The following is a 25916-nucleotide window of genomic DNA, read 5'->3' as shown; positions in this document are numbered from 1 at the left end:
TACACCGATGGGGATGCCGGCCAGCGGCCGGCACCACCCCGGGGCGGAGCCGTTGCCTCAGCGTAGTTGGCTTTCGGCGAATTCCCAGTTGACCAGCTGCCAGAAGGCATCCAGGTAACGCGCCCGGTCATTCTGGTACTCGGTGTAGTAGGCGTGCTCCCAGACATCGCAGCACAGCAGCGGGGTGCTCTCACCGGTCAGGGGTGTGCCTGCGTTGCGGGTGGCCTGGATGCCCAGCTGCCCGCCCGGATGCTGCACCAGCCACACCCAGCCCGAGCCGAACAGGCCCAACGCCGTGCGGTTGAACTCCTCGCGCAGGCGCTGCGCGTCACCGAACTGTCGCTTGACCAGCTCGCCCAATCGGCCCTGCGGCTCGCCGCCGCCGCGCGGCCGCAGGCACTGCCAATAGAAGCCGTGGTTCCAGGCCTGGGCGGCCGCATCGAACAGCCTGCCCTGGGCGTGGCGGACGATCTCATCCAGCGACGCTTCCTCCCACTCGGTGCCGAGGATGCCGGCGTTGACGGCATCTACATAGGCGCGATGGTGGCGGCCGTGGTGCAGTTCCACGGTCTGCGCGGACAGGTGCGGCTGCAGGGAGCCGGGAAGGTAGGGCAGGGCAGGCAATTCAACAGGCATGGACAGGTTCGTGGCCAGAGGGGCGGCGGCAGCCGGTTCCATCCGCTTACAATGGCGGCTACCGTGGGCAGTCTAGCCGACCACCGCGGTCGGTTTGTCCGGCGAAGCAAGGAGTGTGGTTGTGGCGGTAATGCAGCAAATCCAGGCCGAGGTCGATCGTTACCCGCTCGTGCTGTTCATGAAGGGCACCCCGCAATACCCGATGTGCGGCTTCTCCAGCCGCGCGGTACAGGCGTTGATGGCGGCCGGCGCGGTCACCCTGCGCACCGTCAACGTGCTGGAAGAACCCGAGATCCGCGCCAACCTGCCGCGCTTTTCCAACCTGCCGACCTTCCCGCAGCTGTTCATCAACGGTGAGTTGATTGGTGGCTGTGACATTGTCCTGGAGTTGTTCGAAGCCGGCGAGCTCAAGCGCATCGTCGAAGAGGCGACCCAGGGATGAGTGCCTGGCCATCGACGTCACCGGCCGACGGGGCGCTCGATGGCCGCCCGTTGCAGGGGCGCGTAGTGCTGGTTGCCGGCGCCGGCGGTGGTCTGGGCAGTGCGGCTGCCGTTGCTGCCGCAGCCGCGGGGGCTACCGTGGTTCTGCTGGGCCGCAAGCCGCGCCGCCTGGACCGTGTCTACGCCCAGGTGCAGGCGGTCGGCCCGGAGCCGCTGCTGTATCCACTGGACCTGGAAGGTGCGGGCCCCGACGACTATGCCGAGCTGGCCCAGGCCCTGCAGCGCGAGCTGGGGGGATTGGACGGCCTGCTGGTCTGTGCCGCTCACTTCCCTGGCCTGACCCCGTTTGAACTGGCCGACCCGGCCAGTTTCGCCCGCGCGGTGCACGTCACCCTGACCGCGCCGGCCTGGCTGGCCCAGGCCTGCCTGCCGCTGCTGCGGCAGCGTGAAGATGCGGCGCTGGTGTTTGCGGTCGATGCTCCCGAACGGGTGGGGCAGGCTTACTGGGGCGGTTATGGCGTGGCCCAGCATGGCCTGCGTGGCCTGATCGCCAGCCTGCACGACGAACTCGGCCGCAGCCCCGTACGGGTCAGTGGCCTGTACCCCGGTCCGCTGCGCACAGCCCTGCGGGCCCGGGCCTATTCCGTCGACCAGGACCCGGCCGCCCAAGGCCCGGAGGCCGCCGCCGCCGCGGCCGTGACCCTGTTGTCGGGCGCTGGCGCCGCTTGGCGGGGCAAGATTCTCGATGCCAGCGAGGCGCCCCCCGCCGAGTGAGTGCCGGGGAAAGACGGAGTGAAGAGCCCGTCACGATTGCGTTGCGAACCGGTGCCGTTTGTCGCACAACCGTCACATTGATGGCGTAGCGTGTTAATCTAGTGTTAACCGTTAGGGCTGCCTTCAGCCGAGCGGTAGGGAACCCCAGATAACTCTCCGATCAGCCACCCGCAGGGCTGCTTGGATGCGCTTTTTTTCCGCCATCGCCAACTCGCATCGAGGCTACCGAAAAATGACCCACCCACTCCGGATGTCCAAGCTTACCCTTGGTCTCGTGGCTGCACTTGCTGCCGCTCCCGCCTTCGCCCAGAGCAGCACCTCCGCCGGTGTCGGCGGCCAGGTGATGTCCGCCGCAGGCCAGCCTGTTGCCGGCGCTGAAGTCACCATCACGCACACCGAGTCGGGCACTGTTTCGCGTGCCACCACCGATGCGTCGGGTCGCTACAACGCGCGCGGCCTGCGCGTGGGTGGTCCGTACACCATCACCATCACCAAGCCCGGTGAAGGCACCAAGACCGAAGAAGGTGTCTACCTGAACCTGAACCAGGTCAACACCGTCAATGCCAACCTGGGCGGTGATCTGGCTGCGACCAACCTGGACGCGGTGAACGTTGTCGCCACTGCCGGCGGCCTGGACCTGTTCAGCGCCAACAAGATGGGCACCGGCACCAACGTTACCCGCGAAACGATGGATGCATTGCCGTCGGCCAGCCGCAACATCCAGGACTACGTCCGCCTGGATCCGCGCATCTCGCAGGTCAGCAAGGCTGACGGCGCGATCTCGGCCGGTGGCCAGAACACCCGTTACAACGCCATCCGCATCGACGGCATCAGCGCCTCCGATCCGTTCGGCCTGGGCTCCAACAACCTGCCGACCGAGCGTCAGCCGGTTTCGATGGACGCCATCCAGGAAATCAACATCGACCTGGCCAACTACGACACCACCATCGCCGGTGGTACCGGTGCGGTGATCAACGCCGTGACCAAGTCGGGCACCAATGAATTCCACGGCACCGTGTACGGCTCGTACCGCGACAAGGACATGGTCCGTTCGCGCCTGGAAGGTGACAAGCAGGACTTCAACGGCTTCGAGGACGAGAAGACCTACGGCATGACCTTCGGCGGCCCGATCGTCAAGGACAAGCTGTTCTTCTTCACCAACTACGAAAAGTACGAGCGCTCGGCCGCGGGCGTCGCGCTGAGCGACACGCCGATCGGCCGTGGCACCATCACCCAGCAGCAGATCACCGACGTCCAGAACTTCCTGGGCAAGCTGGGCTACGATCCGGGCAGCCTGACGGCGCCGAACAGCAAGACCGAGATCGAAGAGTATGCGGTCAAGCTGGACTGGAACATCAACGAGAACCACCGTGCGGCCCTGCGCTACAACAAGATGGAGCAGAACGTCGTTCGCTTCCCGCAGGTCAGCAGCAGCGCCATCTCGCTGAGCAACTTCTGGTACCAGCAGCCCACCGAGTACGAAACCTGGATGGGCGAACTGTTCAGTGACTGGTCCGAGAACTTCTCGACCGAGTTCAAGGTCTCGCACAAGGATTACTCGGCCAACCGCGTTCCGCTGGTCGACATGCCGCAGATCCGCATCAAGTCGGGCAACGATTCGCTGTACGTCGGTACCGAACAGAACACCCACGTCAACATCGTCGAGTCGAAGGAACTGAGTGCCTTTGGTGCCGGTACCTGGTACATCGGTGACCACACTGTCAAGTTCGGCTTCGATTACTCGAAGAATGACCTGATGAACTTCTACGGCCGCAACCTCAACGGCGTGTACGAATTCAACAGCGTCAACGATTTCCTGGCGGGCAAGGCTTCGCGCTACCAGCTGCGTGCTCCGCGCGCCGATGGCAGCCGCAGCGACATCCCGGCCGACTTCACCCTGAAGAACACCGGCGTGTTCGTGCAGGACACCTGGGCAATCAACTACAACCTGAACCTGATGTTCGGCGTGCGCATCGACATGCCTGACTTCAGCACCCAGCGCCTGTACAACCCGCGCATCGAGCAGCTGTACGGCTTCAACAACACCAAGCTGGTCGACAAGAACCTAGTGCAGCCGCGCGTCGGCTTCAACTACACCTTCGACAGCGATCGCCCGACCCAGCTGCGCGGTGGCGTGGGCCTGTTCGGCGGCGCCGCCCCGAACGTGTGGCTGGCAGGTGCCTACCAGAACACTGGCCTGAACTACATCGAGTACGACGAGCGCAGCATCCCGGCCGGTGCCTTCACTCCGGACGGCAACAACCCGTACATCCCGGCCGGTGGCCCGGCTTCGGCCCGTCAGAACGTCGACATCATCGCGCCGGGCACCCGCCTGCCGTCGGTGTGGAAGGCCAACCTGGCGTTCGACCATGAGTTGCCGTGGTACGGCATCGTCGCGTCGGCCGAAGTGCTGTTCACCAAGGTCAAGGACGGCATCTACTTCGACCGTCTGGATGTGTCGGCGCCGACCGCCTTCGGTCAGGATGGCCGCGCGATCTACTGGAACGATGCTGGACGCAACTCGGCTAACACTCGCATCGATAAGGGTGTCGACTACGGCATGTCGACCGGTACCAAGGGTGCGGTTGACCGCGCCAACCGTCCGTCCGACATCGGCGATGTGCTGGTCCTGCGCAACACCGACAAGGGTCGCGGCACCCAGGCTACCTTCTCGCTGGCCAAGCCGCTGACCGAGAACTGGGGCTGGTCGCTGGGTTACACCTACACCAAGTCGACCGAGGTCAGCCCGCTGTCCAGCTCGCAGAACACCTCGAACTGGAACAACACGCTGATCTTCAATGCCAACGAGAACGTGGCCTACAACTCGCGCTATGCGATGAAGGACCGCGTCACCGGCACCCTGGAGTGGAAGCACAACTTCTTCGGTGACAACGCCACCCGCGTCGGCCTGTTCTACGAAGGCCGTTCGGGCCGTCCGTACAGCTACATCTTCTACAACGATGCCAACGGCGACGGTGCTGCCACCAACGACCTGTTCTACGTGCCGAAGGGTCCGGGCGACGTGCTGTTCACCGGTGGTGCCGCGATGGAGAAGCAGTTCTTCGATTGGCTGGCGCAGAATCCGGAACTCGATGCCTACCGCGGCAGCGTGGTCCCGGCCAACCGCCACCGCGCCTCGTGGGTCAACAGCTTCGATGTCCGCGTCAGCCAGGAATTCCCGGGCTTCATGAAGGGTCACAAGGGTGAAGTCGCCCTGGACATCATGAATGTCGGCAACCTGCTGAACAAGAAGTGGGGCCTGATCGACGACTACGGCTTCTACTCCACCCGTCGCGTTGCCAACTACGCAGGTATCGACCCGGCCACCGGCAAGTACGTGTACTCCTTCACCGGTTCGACCGACAACCCGTCGGTGCAGGAAAACAACAACGACAAGGGCAACACCGCCGTGTCGCGTTGGTCGATGCAGCTGACCCTGAAGTACAAGTTCTGATGCGTCAGAACCTGAAGCAGTAAGTGAAAACGGCCGGGGAAACCCGGCCGTTTTCCTTTCATGCGAAAGTCCTTGCAGGTCCCCTGGCATCGGCGTAGCATGCGGAAATGTGCGCGGTGCCAACGCCGCCGATGCGGTGCCGGAAAGGCGAACGCAGGAAGCACACATCCAACGGTCGGGCTTCCCGGCCGTTTTGCTTTTTAAGGGGGCGGCAGTACAGTCGGAAACCTTGAAGGAAGCGAAAAATTGGATATGACCACGAACGAAAAATCAGCCCGCGCACTGCCGGTGCAGGACGCGCGGATCTACCCGCGCGGTGGGCTGGATGTGCTGTCGCGGGCCGAAGTGGCCCGCCTGCGCGATGCGTCTGCCGGCGGCATGCACGAGCTGCTGCGCCGCTGCGCGCTGGCCGTGCTGACCAGCGGCAGCGCCTCTGACGATCCGCGCGCGGCGCGCGATCTGTACCCCGATTTCGACATCCAGGTGGCGCAGCAGGATCGCGGCGTGCGCATCGATCTGGTCAACGCACCGGCGATGGCCTTCGTCGACGGCGAGATCATCCGCGGTGTCGCCGAACTGCTGTTCGCAGTGGTGCGCGACCTGGCCTACATGGCCATCGAGATGGGCCCGGCCTACGCGGCCGAGCTGGAGTCGTCCGAGGGCATCACCAACGCGGTGTTCGGCCTGCTGCGCAATGCGCGCATCCTCAACCCGGGCGACCCGAACCTGGTCGTGTGCTGGGGCGGCCACTCGATCTCGCGCGATGAATACCTGTACACCAAGCAGGTCGGTTACGAGCTGGGCCTGCGCGGCCTAGATATCTGCACCGGCTGCGGCCCGGGCGCGATGAAGGGCCCGATGAAGGGCGCCACCATTGCCCACGCCAAGCAGCGCCGCACCGTGACGCGCTACATCGGCCTGACCGAGCCGGGCATCATCGCGGCCGAGTCGCCGAACCCGATCGTCAACCACCTGGTGATCATGCCGGACATCGAGAAGCGCCTTGAGGCCTTCGTCCGCATCGGCCACGGCATCATCGTGTTTGCCGGTGGCGTCGGCACCGCCGAGGAAATCCTGTACCTGCTCGGCATCCTGCTGCGCGAAGAAAACAAGGACCTGCCGTTCCCGCTGATCCTGACCGGCCCGACCGTGGCGGCGCCGTACTTCGAGCAGATCGACCGCTTCATCCGCCTGACCCTGGGCGATGCTGCCGCCGAGCGCTACGAGATCATCATCGGTGACCCGGTCGCGGTGGCCAAGAAGATGGCCAACGGCATCAAGCGCGTGCGCGAGCACCGCCTGGCGCAGAAGGACTCGTTCTTCTTCAACTGGTCGATCGAGATTCCGTGGGAGTACCAGCAGCCGTTCGTGCCGACCCATGAGGCGATGGCCGCGCTGGACCTGCACCACGGGCGTGCGCCGCACGCGCTGGCGGCCGACCTGCGCCGGGCGTTCTCGGGCATCGTGGCCGGCAATGTGAAGGAGGACGGCATGCGCCGCATCGAGCAGTTCGGACCGTTCCAGATCCATGGCGATCCGGACATGATGCAGGCCCTGGACGCATTGCTGCGCGCCTTCGTCGAGCAGCGCCGGATGAAGATCTCCGGCGAATACCAGCCCTGCTACCAGGTGCTGGCCTGAGCCCGGGCCGGCGTGATGGGGATCGCGCCGGCACTGGCAGGGGAGGACGGGTCGTCAAGCCTTTGACGCCCGTCGCCCCGGATTGACCGTTCATCCTGCCGCCGCTTGCCGGTGGCGGGGCGATGGCCCATCGTGGCCACCAACACGCTGGGGAGCGTCCAATGTCTTTGCGCCGGCAAAACGGCTTCACGCTGGTTGAGTTGATGGTCACGGTTGCCGTCCTGGCGATCCTGAGCACCATCGCGTATCCCAGCTTCCAAAGTACGATCCGCTCAAATCGTGTGGCCACGACGACCAACGAACTGATCGCGTCGCTGGCACTTGCCCGTTCCGAGGCAATAAAGAACACGCGTGGCGGGGCTGTATGCGCATCCACAGCGGGCAAAGAATGTGATGGCAGCAGCTGGGCCGACGGCTGGATGGTCTGGGAGGATCGCAACGGGAACGGGTCGCTTGATTCCGGTGAGAACGTGCTGCGCTACAGCGAAGGTCGCCCAACGATGAAGTCCGCAACCGAAACGTTGACCATCGGCTTCGATGGCCGTGGCCGCAATCGCGCCAACGCGGAAGTGGATGTGACACTGCGCCCTGAAAAGTGTGGCGACCAGCCCCTGCAGCGAACGCTGCGCATATCGCCTACGGGACAGGTGAGGCTGTTGAAGGAGAGTTGCTCATGAGAAAGATCGGCTTCCAGCCGCACCGTACGGCGCAGGGCGGTTTCACCCTGATCGAGGTCATGATCGCGATCCTGGTGATGGGTATCGGCCTGCTGGGCTTCGCGCTGCTGCAGACGATGAATGTGCGGTTCGTCCAGAGCGCGAACTACCGCACCCAGGCCACCAACCTGGGGTACGAACTGCTTGATCAGATCCGGGCTAACCGGATCAACGCGCTCAGCTATGCCGGTACCTATGCTGCTACCACCGGCAAGGGTGACTGCGCGCCGTCCATTGGCAAGGATATCGGCAAGGATGACTTCACCCGCGACTGGCGCTGCCGCCTGGGCCGCGCACTGGGTGACTCGGCATCCGGAACGGTAACCGTCAATGACGGCCGGGTACGGGTGTCGGTCAGTTGGGGCGATGAGCGTTGGAATCCCGATTCGAAGGCTGACACCACCTTTGCTGCGGAGAGCCTGCTGTGATGACCAGAATGCGCTCCCGCCAAACGATGAGTGGCCTGTCGCTGATCGAGTTGATGATCGCCCTGACCATCGGCCTGATCATCATGCTGGGCGTGGTCCAGGTGTTCGCCGCTTCACGCACGGCCTACCAGCTGTCTGAAGGGCTGGCGCGGGTCCAGGAGAACAGCCGTTTCGCGATGGATTCCCTGCAACGCGAACTGCGCATGGCGGGACACTTCGGCTGCGTGAACGATCAGGCGCATGATCCGCAGGGCACCTTGGCAACCACCTTCGCTGCGGGAGGCCACCCCGCGCTGGACTTTGCGCGGTCGATCCAGGGCTACGAAGCAACGAATACCAAGCCGGGCGACGCGGTGACGTTGGCGGCAACGCCGTCAACGGGGGGCGACAAGTACTCCCCGGCGTTGCCGAGTGAGTTCGCCGCGGCGATCAAGAACCGGGTCGACGGCAGCGATATCGTCGCTCTGCGCTATCTGGTGCCCACCGGTGTGCCGGTCACGGCGGTAGCCGGTACGGTTGCCCAGCCGGTTTTCAGCTTTGATCCCAAACGTCTTGCCGTGCTTGATAGCGGAGTTACCGACCCGGGGCTGTTCGGTGTGGCCGACTGCATTTCCGCCACGGTCTTCCAGGCTCGTGCGATCGATGCAAAGGCCGGCACCGTGACGGTGGGCACCGCACCCAACAACGACGTGGCCATCGCCCGCAACTACCAGCCCGGGCAGGCGGTGCTGTATCGCGCCGAGACGTCGATCCTGTACGTGGGCTACGACGCTACGACCAAGCAATCGTCGCTGTATCGCCTTCGATTCACCGCCAAGCCCGGTGCTGCCTTGGTCGCGGGACCAGCAGAGGCGCTGGTCGAGGGCGTGGAGAACATGCAATTGCTGTATGGCCAGGATCACGGTCTGAGCACGGTGTCGCCGACCGGCTACATTGATCGCCAGGGTACTGCGACCGATGTTCAGGCCTCCATCGTGCCGGCCTCGCGTGGCTGGCAGCGCGTGGGCACGGTGCAACTGGGGCTGGTGGTGTCCAGTCCAGACCCGGCCGCATCTGTCCAGGCCAGTTCAAGTACGCCGCTGACCGCGCTCGGCGTGACCTACACCGCGCCTTCTGACGGCCGCATGCGCGCCGCCTACCAGAGCACGATCGCTCTGCGCAATCGCCTGTATGGCAACTGAGGCCACCATGCGTACCCATCCCGCCCGCCGCCATTCTCTGCATTCACCGCGTTCCCAGCGCGGCGCGGTGCTGTACGTCGTGCTGATCATGCTGGTGCTGATGGCCCTGCTGGGCATCGCCGGCATGCAGGTCACAAGCATGCAGGAACGGATGGCTGCCAACTATCTGCGCAGCAACGTTGCCTTCCAGAACGCTGAGGCCGACGCCCGGCAGACCGAGAAATCCATCGAGAAGGCCCTGGCTGACGGGGGCATCTTCAAGGCCAGCCAGGAGGAATGCAGTCCCTCCTACGATCCGCAGACGTGGGCCGATGGTCTCAGTGAGGCCAAGTCCACCTATACGCGTCGCATCGACAAGTGCTTTGCAGCGTCCAGCCGGCGCACCGGCGGCCGACAGAACGAAGAAACCGGGAACATCTACCAGGTCACGGCGCTTGCCAGTGACGATCCCTCCAATGCGTCCGCCAGTGCGGTCATCGATACGATCTTCATCCCATGAACAGCGAGCGCCGTTTCCTTCGACTTCGTTCCTCCACCGGGCTGCGGGCCGGTGTGGGTGTTGCTGCGCTTGCCGGCCTTGCCGCGTTGATCATTCCGCTGCAGGCCGCGCTTGGTGACTACGACATCGCGCAGGAGCCGCTGTACAGCAAGCAGAGCCAGCCGCCATTGATGATGATGGTGATGTCGCGTGACGAGCAGCTGTTCAATAAGGCCTACAGCGATTACAGCGACCTGGACGGGGACGGGGTGCTGGACACCACCTACCAGGACAAGTTCGATTACTCAGGCTACTTCGATTACAACCTCTGTTACTCGTACAACAGCGGTGTCTTCAAGGCCAGTGCAGAGGCAAAGGGCGCCAACAAGCACAGCTGCAGCGGCGCGTGGTCGGGCAACTTCCTCAACTGGGTGACGATGAGTCGCCTGGATGTGATGCGCTACGTGCTGTACGGCGGCCAGCGCTACACCGATACGAAGGAAAAGACGGTGTTGGAGCGGGCGCCGATCCCCAGCGATCTGCATGCGTGGGTCAAGGTCTACAGTGGATCGGATCTTCGCGAGTTCGCCGACCTTCCTGGAAGCGGGACGGCTTTCAGCTTCTGCAGCGTAACGCGTTCGGATAAGGGTGCGCCTTTGATGCGCGTGGCAGAAGGTTCATTTACCGAGTGGGCATCGACTGCCAGCAATCAGTGCGATACCGGACGAGCCAGCAACGCCGATGGCTACGCTGACATTCCCCGCTCGACCTCGGTCCCGGACTACACCGTACGTGTCGAGGTGTGTGATGCCAGTTCAACGGTGCGTGAGAGTTTCTGCCGCAAATACAACGATGGCATCACCGACCGTTTCAAGCCGGCCGGGTTGCTGCAGACCTACGGTGAAAGCGGGCGCCTGCGCTTTGGACTTGTCACGGGAACCTACGCCAATCCACGAGATGGTGGCGTCCTGCGCCGGAACATCGGCAAGATCGCGGGCAATGGTACGAAGTTCTGCGGCACGGGCGATGAAATCGACTTGTCTACGGGGCAGTTCTGCTACCTGAATCTGACGGGAAGCGCCAAGGCCGACGATGAGGGCGTGATCAACGCGATTTCAAGCTTCCGTCTGGACAACTGGAACTGGTCCAACAACTGGAATGACTGCAACACCTACGGCATTCTCAATCGCCAGGACCAGAAGGGAAATGGCAATCTGACCGATCCGGGGACCGGAGGCCAGAAGTGCAGTGCCTGGGGCAATCCGTTGGCGGAAATGTATGCTGAAGCGCTGCGCTACATCACTGCGGGTTCCAAGGTCTATAGCGACAGCGGAGATCTCAGCGGCCTGCCGACCAATATCAGCTGGAAGGATCCTTATCGCCTGCCCGCAGATGGTGGCAACTCCTATTGCGCGACCTGCAATATCCTGGTGCTATCGTCGGGCCTGCCGTCCTTTGACAGCGACAACGTCGGTTCCGTGACCGGCCTTGCGTCTGCGGTGTCCGCGACGGATGCAGTCGGCACGGCCGAAGGAATCGCCGGCAAGAGCTACATGATCGGTCGCGTGGGTGATACACCGCGCGGTGCTTCGCTTGATACCCATAGTGATATCTGCCAGGGCCAGACAATCGGTAGCCTCAGCAAGGCGCGCGGCATCTGCCCGGACATTCCCTCCATGGAAGGCAGCTTCCTGATGGCGGGACTGGCCAAGGCGGCCGCGGAGACCGATCTGCGGCCCAACGTGCAGAACAAGCCAAGCACGTACAAGGTCACCGCCACCACCTACGCCGTTGCCATGGCGGAAAATCTCCCGCAGTTCGAAATTGCGGTGGGCAACAGCAAGATCGGACTGGCCCCGCTCTGCCAGGCGAACAACACCGGCGGCGCAACGGCAACAAGCGCTGGCTGGCGCAGCTGCTTCCTGGGCTCGGTCGGCATTGGCACCAAGCAGGCCAACGACACCGGCGGGAAGCTGGTCTATGGCCGTCCCTACCGGACAGATGCAAAGTCCGGCAGCTTCTCGCTGGTGTGGGAAGACTCCCTGTGGGGCAATGACCATGACAACGACGTCGTTGCCATGCTGAGCTACTGCGTGGGTGCGGCGTGCAATGATACCGGGGATTTCAATGACATCTGCTGGCGTGCTGATGCGAAGGTGAGCAACAGTGCTGCGGGCAATACGCGGCTGTGCAACTACACGACCGTAGTAAAGAATAGAGTGGAGAGTTGGATCGGTACGACTCTGGCCGGCAAGGTTGAAGAGGATGAAGTACTCGTCCGCATTGAGAACCTGTCGGCCTACGCTGGCAACGCAATGTTGACCGGCTACACGATCACCGGCTCGAATGCCTCCAGCACCGTGCAGCGTCTGGCGCTGCGTCCGGGCAACAGCAATGGTTCTGTGCTGACCAGCTCAAACAACTTCCGCGACGATTGGCAAAAGCCGGTAGTCATCAAGTACAAGGCCTCTACCACTGCGGCGGGCCAGCTGCAGAGCCCGCTGTGGTATGCCGCCAAGTACGGTGTCCCGGCCGGTAAGAAGTGGGACAGCAAGAAGCCAGGGGTGCCGGATAACTACTTCCTGGCACGCAATCCGACCAAACTGAAGGAGGCGCTGGAGGCGATCTTCAACAGCGCAGCGGAAGGTGATGCGCCGGTCGGTGGTAGCGGCAGTGGCGCGCGCATTTCGACCAACTCGTTCACTGTATCGTCCCATTACAGCGTGCCCTCTGGCACTGTGGACTGGACCGGTGATGTCATTGCCACCCAGGTCGACGGCCAGGGTGCGGACGGAGCCGTGCTGTGGAAGGCGTCCAGCAACATCGGCAGTGCCACGCGCCGCATCTACATGGCGACGTCCCCGACCAAGACCGCGTCCGATGGCACGGTGACCCCGGTCAATGCGAACGAGTTCCTGGCCACCAATCTGCCGGGCAATGATGAGCGGGCGAAGCTGTCGGCATTGGGATTCAGTGACTCGATTCCTGCATGGTTCGCGAATCAGACCTCGACCACCCTGGTCAACTATCTGCGCGGCGCGGCGGTGAGCGGGCTCCGTTCGCGTACTTCGCCGTTGGGTGACATCGTCAATTCCACCACCGAGATCGTCTCCAAGACGGATGACTTCGGCTATGCAGGCTGGGCGAGGCAGTCGACAGTCAAGTGGAAGGCGACGCTGGGCACGTCTTATGACGCCTTCCTGAAAGCGAAGCGCGCGACCTCGGGGCCGCCGACGATGATCTATGTTGGCGCCAATGACGGGATGGTGCATGGTTTCAACGGTTCGAATGGAGCATCCGGCGGTACCGAAGAACTGGCCTTCATTCCGTCAGCTGCCATGCAGCACATTGCCGAGCTGGCCAATCCCAAGTATGGGCATCGCTACTACGTGGATGGCCCACTGACGTCGTCCGACGTCTACTACGGGGATGCCTGGAACACGGTGCTGGTGGGCACCACGGGTGGTGGTGGCTCCAGCAAGGCGCCCAATGCGACGAGCGTAGGCAATGGCTCCGTGTTCGCGCTGAATGTCAGCGATCCGACCGCGTTCGGTGCATCGAGTGTGTTGTGGGAAGTCTCGGGCAAGACAGAGTCGGATCTCGGGTTCGTGCTGGGCAAGCCGGCTGTGGTGGCGGTGAAGGGCGCCGATGCCAATGCTGCGCCGCGCTTCGTCGCGATCTTCGGCAATGGCGTCAACTCCACCAGCGGCAAGGCAGCGCTGTTCGTGGTTGATATCCAGACCGGCAAGGTACTCAAGCGGCTTTCGCCGGTAGGTGCCAAGTACGCGGCACGCAATGGCCTGATCAACATCGCCACGGTGGCGTTGAAGAACAATGACGGCATCACCGACACTGTGTATGGCGGTGACATGCAGGGCAATATCTGGAAGTTCGATCTTTCCAGCACCGATCCGACCGATTGGAACATTGCCCTGTCTGGAACGCCGCTGTTCACCGCTACGCGCAACAACAGCCCGCAGCCGATCATGAGCGGCATCGAGATCAGCACGGGTCCGGGCGGCGGCATCAGTCTGTTCTTCGGTACCGGCCAGTATTTCGCCGCCGATGACAATGCGGTCAGCAGCACCTCGCCAGTGCAGTCGCTGTATGGCATCTGGGATAACCTCGCCAGTGCGGTTGGCACGCGCGACAATCTGGTACAGCAGGTGATCACTACCGGCACATCGGCCAGCGGCTATCAATTGCGTGATGTCACCCGCAATGCGGTGAACTACGGTTCGGCCCGCGGCTGGTATGTGGACCTGCAGGCCGGATCGGCAGTCGAAGGCGAACGCTTCGTCGGCAACCCCCGTGTGCAGAACGGCATCGTGTTCTTCACGTCCTATGTGCCAGGTACCGCCATCTGCGGAAGCGGCGGTGGCGTGAACTGGCTGTACGGTCTGAATCTGCTGACCGGTGGGGGCCAGATGTCCGGCTTGAGCCCAACCATCGGCGGAGAAGCGCTGTGCACCGGCAACTGCGGTGGTGTCGCCCTGACCAAGAAGGGTGATCTTAGCCAAGGGCCGCCAGTGAAGGACACCAACATCTTTGTGCCCAAGCTTACGCCCTGCAAACCTGGCGACACCGGGTGCACGGTCGACAAGATGCTGCAGGCCAGCCAGTGTACGTTCGTGCTGCGTGCGGCCGGCGCCGATCCGCTTTACATGCCACGGCCCTGTGGGCGGCAATCGTGGCGGCAGATCCGTTGATGAATCCGATATCGAGGTTGCCCATGCATGTGTACAGCAGACGTCGAACCGCCACCGGCTTCACCCTGATCGAGCTGATGATCACCGTGGCCGTGGTCGCCATTCTTGCTGCCATCGCGTTGCCTTCGTACCAGGCCTATGTGCGCAAGGCCAATCGTGCCCAGGCCAAGGCCGATCTGGTCGAGCTGGCGCAGATGCTGGAGCGGCGGCATACCGTGGAGAACACCTATGCGGGCATGACGCTGCCCTTCTCGCAATCGCCACGGGACGGTACCGCCAGATACACGCTTTCCTACGTGGGAACGCCAAATGGCACCTCCTTTACCCTCCAGGCGGCACCGACCGAGATCCAGAAGAAGGATGACTGCGGCACACTGACCCTGGACCAGGCCGGACGAAAGACGCCGAATGCCAGCAAGGGGCCCGGATGCTGGTAAAGGGCAGGCCTTTGGGCGGCATCGCATAAAAGGCTTGCACTCCCCACCGAACGCTGGCTAAAATGCGCACCCCGCCCGAATAGCTCAGCCGGTTAGAGCACTTGACTGTTAATCAGGGGGTCGTTGGTTCGAGTCCAACTTCGGGCGCCAGATTCGAAAAAAGCCGCGAAAAATCGCGGCTTTTTTCGTTTCTGCGTTGGCATTGCGGGCATCAGCAGGGGATGGGCCTTTGCGGGCGCTGGCTCCTGACCCGTCCGGGGACGCTGATGATGACGCGGCTGTGCTCCTGTCCGTCCACGCACAGCACGATGGACTGGTTGGTGCCTGCATTGCGGCCGTCGGGCCGGAACCGCACGTCGGGCCGATTATCGCTGGCGCGCAGGTCGACATGACGCTGGCGTGCCCTGTGCACGCGCAGTTCCCTTCGGGCGCCGGTTGCGCTGTTGGCCGGTTCGACCTGTACCCGCCAGCCCTGGCGCCATGCCTGGTCGCAGGTCATGCCATCCGACGAGCCACAGACCGTCACGCGGCGGCGTTCGGTGATGGCGGCACTGCGTGCCATCGACAGGCTGGTCACCAGTTCGGCGCGCAGCGTTTCCGCCTGGAAGTGCCGCAACATGCGTTGCCAAGGGCCCCACGCCAACGCCAGCAGGACCGCCAACACCATGACGGCGATCAGGAACTCGATCAGATGGAGCCCGCGGTGGAGCCGGGCAGGGCGATGGCGAAGGGACATGCCTGCAGCCTCGCCGTACGCCGGGGCATTCGCCATCAGGCACTGCCGCGCCCGCCTGCCCGGAAACCCCTCAGCTGGCCGTCACCGCTTGCCCCGTATACTCACCCTTCCCGGGAACTGGCAACACCATGAGCGACCGTTTTGAACTCGTCTCGCCGTATTCGCCGGCAGGCGACCAGCCTGATGCCATCGCAAAGCTGACCAGCAACTTCGAAGCGGGCATCGCCAAGCAGACCCTGCTGGGCGTCACCGGTTCGGGCAAGACCTACACCATCGCCAACGTCATCCAGAACGTGCAGAAGCCGACGCTGATCATGGCGCCGAACAAGACGCTGGCGGCGCAGCTGTACGGTGAGTTCAAGGCATTCTTCCCGCACAACGCGGTGGAGTACTTCGTCAGCTACTACGATTACTACCAGCCGGAAGCCTACGTGCCGTCGTCGGACACCTTCATCGAGAAGGACAGTTCGATCAACGAGCACATCGAGCAGATGCGGCTGGCGGCGACCAAGACCCTGCTGTCGCGCCCGGATGCGATCGTGGTGGCCACGGTGTCGGCGATCTATGGCCTGGGTGCACCCGAGGACTATCTGTCGCTGCGCCTGATCCTGTCCAAGGGCGAGCGCATCGACCAGCGCGACCTGATCAATCACCTCACCCAGCTGCAGTACACGCGCAACGAGTACGAGCTGCAGCGCGGTACGTTCCGCGTGCGTGGCGAAGTGATCGACGTGTTCCCGGCCGAGTCGGACAGCGAGGCGCTGCGCCTGGAACTTTTCGATGGCGAGGTCGAGAAGATCACACTGTTCGACCCGCTGACCGGCGAGACGCTGCGCAACATGCAGCGTTTCACTGTTTATCCGAAGACACACTACGCGACCACGCGCGAGCGCGTGCTGGCAGCGATCGAGACGATCAAGGTGGAGCTGAAGGAGCGGCTGGAGCAGCTGTACGCGCAGAACAAGCTGGTGGAGGCGCAGCGCCTGGCCCAGCGCACCCAGTTTGACCTGGAAATGATGGCCGAGGTTGGCTACTGCAACGGCATCGAGAACTACTCCCGGCATCTGACCGGCAAGAATGCCGGCGAGCCGCCGCCGACCCTGTTCGATTACCTGCCGCCGGATGCACTGCTGGTGATCGACGAATCGCACGTGACCATTCCGCAGATCGGCGCCATGTTCAAGGGCGACCGCTCGCGCAAGGAGACCCTGGTCGAATTCGGTTTCCGCCTGCCGTCGGCGCTGGACAACCGCCCGCTGCGCTTCGAGGAATGGGAGGAGCGCTGCCCGCGCAGCATCTACGTGTCGGCCACGCCCGGGCCCTACGAACTGCGTGAAGCCGGTGACGAGATCACCGAACTGGTGGTGCGCCCGACCGGCCTGATCGACCCGGTGGTGGAGATCCGCCCGGTCGGTACCCAGGTCGACGACCTGATGAGCGAGGCCAACGCGCGCATCAAGGCGGGCGACCGCGTGCTGGTTACCACGCTGACCAAGCGCATGGCCGAGAATCTCACGGAATACCTCACCGAACATGGTATCCGCGTGCGCTACCTGCACTCGGACGTGGACACGGTCGAGCGCGTGGAGATCATCCGCGACCTGCGGCTGGGCAAGTTCGACGTGCTGGTCGGCATCAACCTGCTGCGCGAAGGCCTGGACATGCCCGAGGTATCGCTGGTGGCGATCCTTGATGCCGACAAGGAGGGCTTCCTGCGTTCCACCGGTTCGCTGATCCAGACCATCGGCCGTGCCGCGCGCAACGTGCGTGGCAAGGCGATCCTGTATGCGGACAAGATCACCCGTTCGATGCAGGCCGCGATCGATGAGACCGACCGCCGTCGTGCCAAACAGGTCGAGTACAACGAGGAACATGGCATCGTGCCGCGCTCGGTGGCGCGCCCGATCGTCGACGTGCTGGAAGGCGCGCGTTCGGATGCGGCAGAGAAGGAAGCGAAGAAGGGCAAGGGCAAGGGCAGGCCTGGCGTGGCCGAGGACGGGGGCGACTATCGCTCGCTCAGCCCGGCCCAGCTGGCGTCCCGTCTCAAGGCGCTGGAACAGCAGATGTACCAGCATGCGAAGGACCTCGAATTCGAGGACGCGGCCCGCGTGCGCGACCAGATCAGGCAGCTGAAGGAGGCGAGTCTGGGCTGAACGCGGCAGTGCAGCATCTTCTTCACGAAAGTATTGCACTTCACGGCGGGCATACGTAATATACGCGGCCTGCACCGACGCAATCGCGAACGTTCAGAAGCAAAAACGGGCGGTTAGCTCAGCGGTAGAGCACTACCTTGACATGGTAGGGGTCACAGGTTCGAACCCTGTACCGCCCACCACGAAGTCCTCGGGAGAGGGCTGTCGTGAAATGCAAAGCCCGGCCCTGGCGCCGGGTTTTTACGTAGCAAGGCCAGCTTTCGGGCGGCAAGAACAAGATGGGCGGTTAGCTCAGCGGTAGAGCACTACCTTGACATGGTAGGGGTCACAGGTTCGAACCCTGTACCGCCCACCACCTGGCTCCCGGCACTGCCGGTGCAACGGTGGATCAGAATGAAAGCCGGCCCCGGGCCGGCTTTTTTCGTTTGCGCCAGTGGGCTGCAGCCAGCGGTCAGCGTTGGGCCACCCATTCGTCGATGCTGATCATGCGCTGCAGCCGCCAATGCCCGTCCACGCGTTCCCAGACCTGCGCAACGCGTGCCGAGCCGGTGCGCTGCTGCGGGGTGTCCGCCCGCAGGGGCTGGTTGCCCACGCGCAGCACGCGATCCTGGCGCAGCCGGTAAAGCTGAAGGGTGGCCGGGTCTGCTTTCTCATCCGGCATTGGAGATGCTCCTGCCTGCCCAGCCTCGGCCTGCAGGATCTGGCTGCGCAGGGAAGCATCCCCGGCGTCGGTATCGCGGCCGAACAGGCCAGCGCACAACAGCAGCAGGGCAAGCATCGGCATGGCACGGTGCTCCGGAGAAGGGAGTCCAGCGTGGCACTGCCCCCTGCGGTGTGAAACCGGTATGCGACGAAAGCCGGTAAAGCGCGCGCCAAGGCGCCCGGGGAAGGATGAATCCGGGGCCGGAAGTGCCGGGCCGCCCCAAGAGACGGCCCGGCGCGATGCCCGATGCGGGTGGGCGCCGATCAACACCGCTGCGCTGGGTCAGCGCTGCCGACCCGCAGCTCGGCTTCGATTACAGCGGATCACAGCACAGCACCTGGCCAGGCTTGCCGGAGTTGCCGAACGGGCAGCTCGGATGCGGCTCGCAACCGGGCGCATAGCCGGTCTTGGGCGCAACGGCAAAGGCCTGGCTGGTGCCGAAGGCCATGGCCGCGACAACGACGATACCGGCGACAGACGAGAACAGCTTCTTCTTACCGATCATGCGTGGCTCCTTCAGGTGTGGAAATGCACGGTGTAGGCCGTTTGCGGGACGGCCTTGCACAGGTCAGTTCGGCTGGCAGCAGATGCGGGTACCACCGATTGTCCCGTTGCCGCCGAAAACGCAGCCCGGCGTGTAGGTGCAGCCCGGCGCGAAGCCAGCCTTGGTTGGCTTCGCAAAGGCCTGGGACGCGCCGAACGACAGCGCGGCGACAACGACGATACCGGCGACGGACGAAAGGACCTTCTTTCCGATCATGTGTATCTCCTTGGTTGGCGTTGGTGTTGCAGTTGCCGAAGGCACCGGAGTGCCGGTTGTGGCGCGAATCTGGTGGCGAGGGCGGGCGCGCGGATCGGGCGCGTGGCGCCTCAGTGCAATGCAAGGCGAGGCGCCAGCGACTTCATGGCGGCCTGCACGACCTGCTCATCGAGTTGGCCGACGTGTTTGTAGGCCACGCTGCCATCTGCAGCCAGCACCACCAGCATCGGTGTGACCGTGGCGCGGTAGCGTCTGGCGGCCTCGCCGTCGCTGTCGATGGCAATCGGGAAGCGCAGATCGTGCTTGCCGGCGTAGTCGGCCAGTTCATCGTAGGGAGGAAGCCCCACGCCGACCAGCTCGCTGGTGCCACGTCCGCCAGCAATCTGCTGCAGCTGCGGCATCGAGGCCAGGCAATAGCGGCAGGCGGTGGAAAAGAAGTACAGGATCTGGGCAGTGCTGCGTTCGCCGCCGATCATCACCCGGGTGCGCTGGGTGGTTTTCAATGCCAACGTATCGGCACGCGTGCCCAGCGCCAGGCCATGCGCCTCATGCTGCATGGCCTGCAGCTGGGCGGCCATCTGCTCGTTGATCTGCCGCAACTGGCGGTTCTGCCATCCCAGCGCGATGATCAACGCCGACAGCAGCAGGGCAGCAACAGGAACCAGGGCGCGCTTGAGCATTGATCATCCTTGAACGCAGCGTTGTCCGGAACATACCCGAACTGCGGCGCGAGTTGTTAAGCAGACGTTCCGCGCGTCGCCGTCAATGCCCTGCCCGTACTGGACTGCCTCCTGCGCAGGCGTGCGCGTCCCTACCACTCTCAGGATCCGTCTCAGATGAGCGAGCATGTTCCGGCTCCCCGGACCAATCCATTCGTCGAGCTGCTGTTCGGCGGCAACATGCTGGAAGGCACCTTCAAGGCCGTGGTCTGGGTAGCTCTGCTGGCTGCGGTGCTGGCCTGGGCCACCTTCCGCTGAGCCATCGTGCCCCTGCGCTCAGGCGTTGAAGACCTGCCGCAGGCTGTGCAGCGTAGCCTGGCGGTGCTCCTTTGCGGTCGCTTCGCTCATCTCAAGTTCCTGCAGGCGCAGCCCGACCAGGGTCATCGACAGCGCGTAGGTGCGTGCCGCATCGGCGACGCGCGAAAGCCCGAGTGCGCGGCGGGCCAGCGCATCCACATGCTCCAGATCGGGCATAAGGCCCAGATACGCACGTTCTGCGCTGTCCAGGTCGGGAGCACACAGGATCGCATGGGCTTCGAGGGGGGCGGAGACGCAGGCCATGAGGGGTGTCCTTGTCTGTAACGGGCGCTCGCTCAGAACGAGCGCATCAGGGAAACGAAGGCCGACGTCTGTGTCCCACGCCGCGCCATCGGGCTGTCCTTTACTGCATCGCCGAACCGCTGGTTGGCGGCCAACGGACGGCTGATGGCAGCGGAGAACAGCAACAGGCGCAGCAGGGTCGGGGGCAGCAACGGCATCGATCAGCCACTTTGCGGAGGATGGCTGTGCATGGTGCGGGCGCAACATTGTCAGAACATTGCGCGTCGGCAATCGGCACGCGAAGGCGCCCAAACCCGGCGCAAGGCACTATGATCGGCAGCGTTTCCGGTAGCCGAACCCCCTGATGCGCATCCTCCTGGTCGAAGACGATCCCGATCTGTCCCGAGCCCTGCAATCGGGCCTGGAGCGGCAGGGCGTGGTCGCCGACGTCGTCGGAAGCCTGGCCGAAGCTACGATCGCGCTGCGTGAACCGGTACACCAGTTGATGTTGCTCGACCGCCAGCTGCCCGATGGCGATGGCGCGGCGTTCGTCGCCACCGCGCGTGCACTGCGGCCTAACCTGGCGGTGATCATGCTGACCGCCAAGGGCACGTTGTCAGACAAGGTCGAGGGCCTGGATGTGGGGGCCGATGACTACCTGGTGAAGCCAGTGGCGATCGAGGAACTGATGGCGCGGATCCGTGCAGTCTCACGGCGGCCCTCCGCGATGGTGACGCCGCGCCTGCACCTGGGGCGGCTGGAATTCGACTTCGAATCGCTGCAGGCGCAGGTGGGAGGCCAGCCGCTGGCACTGCCCCGGCGCCAGGTGCTGGTGCTGCAGGCGCTGGCGATGCGCCAGGGGCGCACGGTCACACGCAGCGCGCTGGAAGCGGCGGTGTACGGGTTTGATGACGAGATCCAGTCCAATGCACTCGACGCGCACATTTCCAAGCTGCGCAAGGCGCTGCAGCAGGCCGGGGCTGGTGTGGAGATCCATGTGATCCGCGGCGTCGGCTATCTGCTGGCGGAGGCGTGAGATGACCCGACCGATCCGCTCCATCACGCTCGGCCTGGCCTGGCGGTTGTTCCTGGCGCAGGCCTTCACTGTGTTGTTCGCGGTGGTCGCGTTGATCCTGACCTGGGGCGACAAGGACACTTGGGGAATGGACATGTTCACGGCCGAGGCGGTAGCCAAAGCCGTGCACAGCGAAGGCGGCCGGCTGGTACTGGACCAGGCGCGCTGGGACAGGCTCAATGCCGGGGCGGGGGGCAACCTCTGGTTCGCGGCGGTTGATGACAGGGGCACGTGGCTGGAGCGCGGCACGATCCCTGCGGTCCACGCCCCATTGCTGGCACGCTTGCCGACAGTGGGCGCCACCGAACTGGGTTCACTGGTGCCGCCCTATCTGGACGTTGCGCGGGTGATGATCCGCAACGAGGATGGGCGGCGCATCACGGTTATGGTGGGCGGGGCGCCGAAGGGCGGGCTGCTGGACGGCGCACTGATGGTGCTGCGCCTGATCGGCCTGTGGTTCTTCCTGCCGCTGATCGTGATCACGCTGCTGGTGATGCCGACCGTGATCCACCGTGCGATGCGCGGCGTGCGTCGATCCGCACAGCAGGCCAAGGAGCTGGATATCGGCCAGCCGGGTGCGCGGCTGGATGCGCAGCTGGTATCGACCGAGGTCGCGCCGCTGGTGGAAGCTTTCAACGACGCGATCGACAAGGTGCAGCAGGGCTATGCAGCACGTGACAAGTTCCTCGCCGATGCCGCGCACGAGCTGCGGGTGCCGATTGCAGTGGTACAGGCGCGCTTGTCGCAGCTGCCGCAGGGTGAGCTGAAATCGCAGCTGCTGACCGACGTGGCGCGGCTCGGCAACGTCGCCGAGCACCTGCTTGACCTGCAGCGGCTCGATCGCAATGTCGGCGCACTGCAGCGGCTGGATCTGGCGCTGCTGGTGCGTGAAGCGGCCGCCGATCTGGCGCCACTGGTGGTCGGCGCCGGCTATGGCTTCGAGGTGGATGCGCCGGAGTCGCCCGTGTGGATCCATGGCGACAGCCTGGCGCTGGGGCGGGTGATCGCCAACCTGGTGCACAACGCCATCGTCCACGGCGGCGGGCGCGGCACCATCTGCGTGCGCCTGGATGCACGTGGCCTTCTGGAAGTCAGCGATCAGGGCGCCGGTATTCCGGTGAGTGACCGTGAAGCGATCTTCGAGCCGTTCCATCGCCTGCGCGCGGCGGGCAGCGGCAGTGGCCTCGGCCTGCATCTGGTGAAGGAAATCGTGCAGCATCACGGCGGCTCGGTCAGTGTCGGCGAGGCCACCGGCGGTGGTGCCAGCTTCCGGGTCAACTTCCATCGCGGCACCGTCCGGCGCTGACAGCCGCGCGGGGGAAACCCCGATAGGCAGCCTGTAGCGCCTGGCGGCAGGCTGATGGAATGGCTTCCGAACGTTCCGCGCCGGCCCTGTTCGGCCCCGGCTGCGCTGCCGGCCTGGTGCTGGGCGCGCTGGCCTGCGTGCAGATGCCGGCGCTGCTGCCGCTGTGGCTGAGCGCGCCGATGGCGGTTGCCGGCGGCGCGGGCTGGCTGCTGCGCTGGCGCGGCCGCCCCTGGGCTGCAATCGTGCTCGGCCTGGCATGGGCAACATTGCACGGGCATTGGGCGCTGCACGGCCAGCTGCCACCCGGCGCGCCGCCGCAGGATGTGCGGGTGAGCGGACGGGTGGCCGATCTTCCGCAGCGGGGGCCCGGCTACACCCGTTTCGTGTTGCACGTGGACGAGGCCGATGCGCTGCCAGCGCTGCGCGGCAAGCGCCTGCAGGTCACCTGGAACGATCCGTGGCGCGGGTCGTCAGCGCACGAGGCCGAGGGTGGGCGGCATGCGGTTCGTGCGGGATCGCATTGGCAGTTGCCGCTGCGCGTGCGTGCGCCACGTTCGCGGATCAATCCCGGCGGCTTCGATGGCGAACGCCATGCTTTGCTGCGCGGCATCTCCGGCAATGGCACGGTACGCGACCCGGGGGCTGCGCGTGAGCGCGCGCCTGCGCAGGGCCTGCCAGCCTGGCGCGAGCGCAGTAGTGACGCCATCGCTACGCAGGTGGCACATCCTGCCGCGCGGTTCGTGCAGGCCTTGGCGCTGGGCGATACCCGCGGGCTGTCCGATGCCGACTGGGAACACCTGCGCGCGCTGGGCCTGACCCATCTGGTCGCCATTTCCGGTTTTCACGTCGGCGTGGTGGCGGGCTTCGGGGTACTGCTGTGCCGCTTGCCGTGGTGGCTGTGCCCGGTGCTGGGACGTTGCTGGCCACGGCCACAGGCGGCGGCATGGGGTGCAGCGCTGGCCGCAGCCGCCTATGCCGTGGCCGCCGGCGGCGCGCTGCCAACGGTGCGCGCGGCGCTGATGATCGGGCTGGTGGCACTGGCCCGTGCCGGACGTCGCCCGGTGGGTGCGGGGCAGGGGTTGGCCCTGGCCGCGATGGTGATGCTGCTGCCGGCGCCGCTGTCGGTGTTGTCGGCCGGCTTCTGGCTCAGCTTTGGCGGGGTGCTGTGGCTGCTGTGGTGCCTGCCGCGAACCGGGCCGGAGGGCGCCGGTGGGGGCCTGCGTGGCTTCCTGGCCGCCCAGGGCGTGGCCAGCCTCGGCCTGTTGCCGCTGTGCGTGGCCCTGTTCGGCGGCACCGCGCGGTTGGGGCCGCTGGTCAACCTGCCGATCATTCCGTGGTGGACGTTGCTGGTGGTGCCGTTGTCGTTGCTGGGTACGGGGCTGCATGCGCTGCACGAGGGAGCCGGCCGCTGGTCCTGGCGTGCTGCGGCCCGGCTGTTCGAGCTGAGCTGGCAGGCGCTGCAGCCACTGGCGCTGCACCCGCAGGCCATGTGGTGGTTGGCCGAGGCGCCGCGCTGGGCCGTACCGGCGGCATTGGCGGGGGTGTTCTGGTGGCTGCTGCCACGCGGCGCCGGCGGTGGCCTGGCGGGCCTGCTGCTGTGCCTGCCGCTGTTGTGGCCGGCGCGGCATGCACCGGCCGAGGGGGAACTGGAGCTGCTGGTGCACGATGTGGGGCAGGGCACAGCGGTGCTGGTGCGTACAGCGCGGCACGCACTCTGGTACGACGTAGGGCCTCCGACCGGCGGCGAGGGCAACGAGCGCATTCTGGTCCCGGCCCTGCGCGCGCTCGGCCAGGCGCCGCCCCGGCAGGTGATGCTCAGCCATGACCATCTGGATCACACCGGCAGCCTGTCCAGCCTGCGACGGCAGCTGCCCGGACTGCAGCTGCTGGCGCCGCCGGGCAGCACCATCGCTGGCGCCACGTCCTGCCACCACGGGCTGCGCTGGCAGTGGGACGGGGTAGATTTCCAGGTCCTGCACCCGGCGCCGGGCAGCCGTCAGGCCGAGAACGAAGACAGCTGCGTGCTGCGCATCGCCAGCCACCACGGCGTGGTCCTGCTGCCGGGTGACATCGGCCGGCCGGCCGAGCGGACGCTGCTGCAGGCGTCTCCGGCCGCGCTGAAGGCGGATGTGGTGCTGGTGCCGCATCATGGCAGCGGTGGCAGCTCCAGCGCGCCGTGGGTGGCCGCCGTGGCGCCACGGTTGGCGGTGGTTTCGGCCGGCCACCGCAACCGTTTCGGCCATCCACGCCAGGACGTGGTCCAACGCTGGCAGGCGCAGGGGGCGGAAGTGCTGGCCACGGCCGACTCCGGAGCGATCCGCGTATGGCTTGGTGCACAAGGGCTGCAGCTGCGTGAACAGCGTATCCACGCATCCCGGTGGTGGGATGCCGCTGGGCGGGCGCGGTCGGCTGCTATCCTATCGCCGAACGAACAAGCGGCCGTTGGGCCGGAGGGTTGAAACGTGTGGGAACTGGTCAAGGCCGGTGGCTGGCCAATGGTGCCGCTGCTGCTGTTGGGCGTACTGGCTTTGGCGATCATCCTGGAGCGTTTCTGGTCCCTGCGGCGAACGGAAGTGCTGCCGCCCGGGCTTGGCCAGGAAGTGCGCAACTGGGCCGCACGCGGCAAGCTTGACCCGGCGCACCTGCAGACCCTGCGCGCCAACTCGCCGCTGGGCGCGCTGCTGGCCGCTGCGCTGGAAGCGCGCAACCGCCCGCGCGACCAGATCCGTGAGCGGATCGAGGACACCGGGCGCCACCTGGTGCACCGCATGGAGCGCTTCCTCAACGCGCTGGGCACCATCGCCTCGGCCGGCCCGCTGCTGGGCCTGCTGGGCACCGTGATCGGCATGATCCAGATGTTCCTGGGCATCCTCGACCATGGCGTGGGCGACGTGAACCAGCTGGCCGGCGGCATCGGCAAGGCGCTGGTGTGCACCGCCACCGGCATGATCGTGGCCATCCCGGCGCTGATGTTCCATCGCTATTTCAAGGGCCGGATCCACAGCTATGTGGTGGAAATGGAACAGGAA

The 25916-nt window shown here is 65.0% G+C and carries 23 protein-coding genes, 3 tRNA genes and 1 pseudogene; 19 read left to right on the top strand and 8 right to left on the bottom strand.

What is annotated here, in order from left to right; translation table 11 throughout:
• Positions 1–57: 57 nt before the first annotated feature.
• The gene (locus N5C25_RS06145; protein ID WP_058979595.1) at positions 58–636 is read right to left on the bottom strand and encodes a superoxide dismutase; all 579 of its coding nucleotides are present in this window, start codon (positions 634–636) and stop codon (positions 58–60) included.
• A 121-nt stretch (positions 637–757) separates the two neighbouring features.
• Between N5C25_RS06145 and grxD the strand changes: the two genes are divergently transcribed.
• The 11 genes from grxD (at position 758) to N5C25_RS06090 (ending at position 15045) form a co-directional block, all read left to right on the top strand.
• A complete protein-coding gene (gene grxD / locus N5C25_RS06140) occupies positions 758–1078 on the top strand; it encodes a Grx4 family monothiol glutaredoxin (RefSeq protein WP_005408852.1) in 321 nt (106 codons plus the stop codon).
• Positions 1075–1851 (top strand): SDR family NAD(P)-dependent oxidoreductase, encoded by a 777-nt coding sequence (locus tag N5C25_RS06135; RefSeq protein WP_058979555.1) that lies wholly within the window; start codon positions 1075–1077, stop codon positions 1849–1851. The genes grxD and N5C25_RS06135 overlap by 4 nt, the downstream gene beginning before the upstream one ends.
• A gap of 232 nt (positions 1852–2083) precedes the next feature.
• Positions 2084–5305 carry a carboxypeptidase regulatory-like domain-containing protein gene (locus tag N5C25_RS06130; protein WP_058979557.1) on the top strand — a complete coding sequence of 1074 codons (3222 nt, stop codon included), beginning with the start codon at positions 2084–2086 and terminating at the stop codon, positions 5303–5305.
• Positions 5306–5557: 252 nt separating this feature from the next.
• Positions 5558–6946 carry a nucleotide 5'-monophosphate nucleosidase PpnN gene (ppnN, locus tag N5C25_RS06125; protein WP_005408855.1) on the top strand — a complete coding sequence of 463 codons (1389 nt, stop codon included), beginning with the start codon at positions 5558–5560 and terminating at the stop codon, positions 6944–6946.
• Positions 6947–7107: 161 nt separating this feature from the next.
• Positions 7108–7623 carry a Tfp pilus assembly protein FimT/FimU gene (locus tag N5C25_RS06120; protein WP_043400476.1) on the top strand — a complete coding sequence of 172 codons (516 nt, stop codon included), beginning with the start codon at positions 7108–7110 and terminating at the stop codon, positions 7621–7623.
• Positions 7620–8090, top strand: a complete 471-nt coding sequence (pilV, locus tag N5C25_RS06115; RefSeq protein ID WP_043400479.1) for a type IV pilus modification protein PilV — start codon at positions 7620–7622, stop codon at positions 8088–8090. The genes N5C25_RS06120 and pilV overlap by 4 nt, the downstream gene beginning before the upstream one ends.
• Positions 8090–9271 (top strand): PilW family protein, encoded by a 1182-nt coding sequence (locus tag N5C25_RS06110; RefSeq protein WP_043400482.1) that lies wholly within the window; start codon positions 8090–8092, stop codon positions 9269–9271. Before pilV ends, N5C25_RS06110 begins: the two co-directional genes overlap by 1 nt.
• Entirely contained in the window at positions 9261–9770 is a 510-nt protein-coding gene (locus N5C25_RS06105) for a PilX N-terminal domain-containing pilus assembly protein (protein WP_345781914.1), read from the top strand. The genes N5C25_RS06110 and N5C25_RS06105 overlap by 11 nt, the downstream gene beginning before the upstream one ends.
• Positions 9767–14458 (top strand): PilC/PilY family type IV pilus protein, encoded by a 4692-nt coding sequence (locus N5C25_RS06100; RefSeq protein ID WP_279936609.1) that lies wholly within the window; start codon positions 9767–9769, stop codon positions 14456–14458. Before N5C25_RS06105 ends, N5C25_RS06100 begins: the two co-directional genes overlap by 4 nt.
• Before the next feature lie 23 nt (positions 14459–14481).
• Positions 14482–14895 carry a type IV pilin protein gene (locus N5C25_RS06095; protein ID WP_049446493.1) on the top strand — a complete coding sequence of 138 codons (414 nt, stop codon included), beginning with the start codon at positions 14482–14484 and terminating at the stop codon, positions 14893–14895.
• Positions 14896–14968: 73 nt separating this feature from the next.
• A tRNA-Asn gene (locus N5C25_RS06090) sits at positions 14969–15045 on the top strand.
• Positions 15046–15106: 61 nt separating this feature from the next.
• Here N5C25_RS06090 and N5C25_RS06085 read toward each other — a convergent pair.
• Positions 15107–15667, bottom strand: a complete 561-nt coding sequence (locus N5C25_RS06085; protein WP_279936608.1) for a GspH/FimT family protein — start codon at positions 15665–15667, stop codon at positions 15107–15109.
• Between the two features lie 92 nt (positions 15668–15759).
• Here N5C25_RS06085 and uvrB point away from each other — a divergent pair, with 92 nt between their 5' ends.
• The 3 genes from uvrB to N5C25_RS06070 all read left to right on the top strand — a co-directional run bounded on the left by uvrB (position 15760) and on the right by N5C25_RS06070 (position 18139).
• Positions 15760–17784 (top strand): excinuclease ABC subunit UvrB, encoded by a 2025-nt coding sequence (uvrB, locus tag N5C25_RS06080; RefSeq protein WP_021203591.1) that lies wholly within the window; start codon positions 15760–15762, stop codon positions 17782–17784.
• 107 nt (positions 17785–17891) lie between these two features.
• A tRNA-Val gene (locus N5C25_RS06075) sits at positions 17892–17966 on the top strand.
• A 98-nt stretch (positions 17967–18064) separates the two neighbouring features.
• Positions 18065–18139 (top strand) — tRNA-Val (locus N5C25_RS06070).
• Positions 18140–18235: 96 nt separating this feature from the next.
• Here the strand turns inward: N5C25_RS06070 and N5C25_RS06065 are convergent.
• The 4 genes from N5C25_RS06065 to N5C25_RS06050 all read right to left on the bottom strand — a co-directional run bounded on the left by N5C25_RS06065 (position 18236) and on the right by N5C25_RS06050 (position 19927).
• A complete protein-coding gene (locus N5C25_RS06065) occupies positions 18236–18568 on the bottom strand; it encodes a hypothetical protein (protein WP_021203592.1) in 333 nt (110 codons plus the stop codon).
• Positions 18569–18800: 232 nt separating this feature from the next.
• Positions 18801–18992, bottom strand: coding sequence for a hypothetical protein (locus N5C25_RS06060; protein WP_019659008.1), 192 nt, complete (start codon positions 18990–18992; stop codon positions 18801–18803).
• Between the two features lie 63 nt (positions 18993–19055).
• Entirely contained in the window at positions 19056–19247 is a 192-nt protein-coding gene (locus tag N5C25_RS06055) for a hypothetical protein (RefSeq protein WP_019659007.1), read from the bottom strand.
• Between the two features lie 110 nt (positions 19248–19357).
• Positions 19358–19927 carry a TlpA disulfide reductase family protein gene (locus N5C25_RS06050; RefSeq protein ID WP_058979570.1) on the bottom strand — a complete coding sequence of 190 codons (570 nt, stop codon included), beginning with the start codon at positions 19925–19927 and terminating at the stop codon, positions 19358–19360.
• A gap of 156 nt (positions 19928–20083) precedes the next feature.
• On the opposite strand from N5C25_RS06050, the gene N5C25_RS06045 reads away from it, so the two are divergent.
• Positions 20084–20224: a hypothetical protein gene (locus N5C25_RS06045; protein WP_021203593.1), complete on the top strand. Its 141-nt coding sequence runs from the start codon at positions 20084–20086 to the stop codon at positions 20222–20224.
• A gap of 18 nt (positions 20225–20242) precedes the next feature.
• On the opposite strand, the gene N5C25_RS06040 is transcribed toward N5C25_RS06045, so the two are convergent.
• Together N5C25_RS06040 and N5C25_RS20490 are read right to left on the bottom strand one after the other, a co-directional pair.
• Positions 20243–20527: a hypothetical protein gene (locus N5C25_RS06040; RefSeq protein WP_019659004.1), complete on the bottom strand. Its 285-nt coding sequence runs from the start codon at positions 20525–20527 to the stop codon at positions 20243–20245.
• Positions 20528–20559: 32 nt separating this feature from the next.
• Positions 20560–20655, bottom strand: a pseudogene (locus tag N5C25_RS20490) (MipA/OmpV family protein); the annotation flags it as partial.
• Between the two features lie 215 nt (positions 20656–20870).
• Between N5C25_RS20490 and N5C25_RS06030 the strand changes: the two are divergent.
• From N5C25_RS06030 to N5C25_RS06015, 4 genes are all read left to right on the top strand, one after another.
• On the top strand, positions 20871–21542 hold the full coding sequence (locus N5C25_RS06030) for a response regulator transcription factor (protein ID WP_019659002.1): 672 nt from the start codon (positions 20871–20873) through the stop codon (positions 21540–21542).
• A gap of 1 nt (position 21543) precedes the next feature.
• Entirely contained in the window at positions 21544–22887 is a 1344-nt protein-coding gene (locus tag N5C25_RS06025) for a HAMP domain-containing sensor histidine kinase (RefSeq protein ID WP_021203594.1), read from the top strand.
• A gap of 59 nt (positions 22888–22946) precedes the next feature.
• Complete coding sequence (locus N5C25_RS06020) at positions 22947–25346, top strand: DNA internalization-related competence protein ComEC/Rec2 (protein WP_058979572.1); 2400 nt, start codon at positions 22947–22949, stop codon at positions 25344–25346.
• A 3-nt stretch (positions 25347–25349) separates the two neighbouring features.
• A partial coding sequence (locus tag N5C25_RS06015) for a MotA/TolQ/ExbB proton channel family protein (protein WP_279936607.1) occupies positions 25350–25916 on the top strand: 567 nt, incomplete at its 3' end.

The sequence above is a fragment of the Stenotrophomonas sp. GD03958 genome, assembly GCF_029839005.1.
Lineage (GTDB): Bacteria > Pseudomonadota > Gammaproteobacteria > Xanthomonadales > Xanthomonadaceae > Stenotrophomonas > Stenotrophomonas hibiscicola.
The sequence above is the reverse complement of the archived record's forward strand: the minus strand, read 5'-3'. Positions and strand labels throughout refer to the sequence as shown.